The 2,428-nt window shown below is 34.4% G+C and carries 3 protein-coding genes; all 3 read left to right on the top strand.

Annotation, left to right across the window (positions count from 1 at the left end):
* The coding region (locus tag SOY52_RS07600; protein WP_320848358.1) for an ABC transporter permease at positions 1 to 834 on the top strand (834 nt) is incomplete at its 5' end.
* Complete coding sequence (locus tag SOY52_RS07595; RefSeq protein WP_320848357.1) at positions 834 to 1,778, top strand: ABC transporter permease; 945 nt, start codon at positions 834 to 836, stop codon at positions 1,776 to 1,778. The genes SOY52_RS07600 and SOY52_RS07595, both read left to right, overlap by 1 nt.
* Positions 1,779 to 1,852: 74 nt before the next feature.
* Positions 1,853 to 2,428: hypothetical protein (locus tag SOY52_RS07590; RefSeq protein WP_320848356.1), on the top strand; the 576-nt coding region annotated here is incomplete at its 3' end.

The following is a 2,428-nucleotide window of genomic DNA, read 5'->3' as shown; positions in this document are numbered from 1 at the left end:
GGACAGATGGCTATGGGTATTCTTGCATTTACCGCTGTAGCCCTTGCTTGTCCAAATGTTCCAAAACCAATTTTACTTCCTTTTGCTCTTTTAATGGCAGCTTTAGGAGGTGCACTTTGGGGCTTTATTCCAGGTATATTGAAGGCAAAACTACAAGTTTCAGAATTACTTTCTACTGTAATGCTTAACTATATTGCTGCACAGTTTTATTCATTCTGTTTAAGAGTTGTTATGCTTGATCCAGCTGAAAAAGTTAATGGATCTGGAACTCCACAATCAATGAGATTAACAAGCAATATTGAACTTGGAAGAATTACTGGAAGATTACACTATGGTATTGTAATTGCTATTGTATTAGCTGTTTTTGTTTACTTATTAATGTGGAAGACAAGCTATGGTTATAAGATGAGAGCAAGTGGCTCACAGTCAAGAGCAGCTAAATATGGTGGTATTAATGTATCTTCATACCTTGCTGTTGCAATGATTATCTCTGGTGCCTTCGCTGGCCTTGCCGGGGGTGTTGAAATTGCTGGTGTACATAGAAGAGCAATTGAAGGTGTAACAAATAACTATGGCTTCTCAGCTGTTGTAGTTGCACTATTTGGTGGCCTCCATCCACTTGGAATAATACCTGCATCATTCTTCTTCGCCCTTATTATCTATGGTTCAACATTAGCTCCACGTGCAGTAAACGTTCCTGCAAATATTGTGCAGGTTATGCAAGGTTTAATTATCATTGTAATTGTTACAACTCAGATGATTTTATCAAATAAATACCTCGAAGATAGAGTATATAGAAAAGTAAAACATATCTTTGAAAAGGAGGCTAAATAATGGACGTTTTAATTAATATCTTAGCAATGACAGTTCCTTTTTCAGTTGCATTGCTTTTAGCATCTATCGGAGAGATGTTTAACCAGAGGGCCGGAGTATTCAATCTTGGCTGTGAAGGTATTATGGCTATAGGTGCATTTGTTGGTATGCTAATTCCATTCTTAGTTGGTAGAGGTGGCGCAGTTCCACTTTACTATAATTTTGTTGGAATTATTCTTGCCGCTTTACTTGGTGCACTACTTGGATTATTTTTTGGACTTGTTTGTGTAACATTTAGAGCTCCTCAGGGTATTGCTGGTATCGGGTTACAAATGTTTGGAGTAGGTACTGCTGGAACGCTATTTAGACACTTTGTTGGTGGAACTCAGTCTATCCCAGGACTTCCAACAATGCCAATTCCAGCCTTATCAAAAATTCCAGTGCTTGGTGAGATTTTCTTTTCACACAACATTATGGTTTATTTAGCATTCATCTTTGTTCCTATTTCTTGTTACATTTTATTTAGAACACCATGGGGCTTAAAAGTAAGAGCTGTTGGTACTTATCCTAGAGCTGCTGATACCATGGGAATAAATGTAAACAGAACAAGATATGAGGCTTTAATGGTTGGTGGTGCTTTAGCAGGTATTGCTGGTGCTTACCTTTCAATTTGCCAAGCAAAGATGTTCTCTGATGAATTAATTGCAGGAAGAGGCTTTATTGCAGTTGCTCTCGTTTACTTTGGTCACTGGCATCCTGTAAAGATTATGCTTGGTGCATTACTCTTCTCACTTGCTCAGACTATTCAATATAATGTTCAGGGACTTGGATTATCACTTCCTTATGAATTCTTTGTAATGCTTCCATATTTAGTAGTAATTATTGTATTAAGTTTAACTTCTAAAAACCAAACAATGAGTCCTGCTAGCTTAGGTAAGCCATTTAATAGAGAAATAAGAGCTTAAGTTCACACAAACTCCTTATTTAAATCATTGCCTTTAGAAAGATTTCATATGATATTTTAATTAAGAGGTAATTGATGACAAATAAGGAGTTTATTTTTAGTGTTAAAAAATCAATTCAAGATTCTTTAACTATTTCTCTTGATGAGCTTTCTAAAAAGACCAAGATAAAAACTCAGCGATTAAAATCGATTATTTATCAAAATGATAATATTTACATCAATGATCTTTTTTCAATTGCAAGAGCTTTAAATCTTAGAGTTGAATTTGACTTAGGTGATGACTATGAAATCAGCGAAGATGAATTATTATATTGGGATTTTGAAAAATATAATAAGCTAAAAAGTCAATTTCTATTAAAGGCAGAAAACTCAAGTAATAGTGGTGATAGAGAGTATTATCTTTCCAGAAGAAACATTTTACTAAAGAATGAAAAAAGCTTTAACATGCTTAGATTTCTGCTTTGCTCAAGAATTGAAAAACAAATGAGAATTGTTGAACTTTCAGCATCTGAAATGGCAACGCTATTAAATGTCACTGATTATTACTTTGTTGGATTAATAAATGGAGAGGAGAACTTTCCTTTAAGTCTTTTGTTTAAGATTACATCTATTTTAAACCTCGATTGTATTATTAAATTTGAACCTGTAATA

It is taken from the genome of Bullifex sp., assembly GCF_034103065.1.
In the GTDB taxonomy this organism is placed as follows: domain Bacteria; phylum Spirochaetota; class Spirochaetia; order Sphaerochaetales; family Sphaerochaetaceae; genus Bullifex.
The sequence above is the reverse complement of the archived record's forward strand: the minus strand, read 5'-3'. Positions and strand labels throughout refer to the sequence as shown.

Bases quoted from the DNA above. Each gene is read 5' to 3' on its own strand.
- SOY52_RS07595 (WP_320848357.1), top strand. From the start codon at position 834: ATGGACGTTTTAATTAATATCTTAGCAATGACAGTTCCTTTTTCAGTT.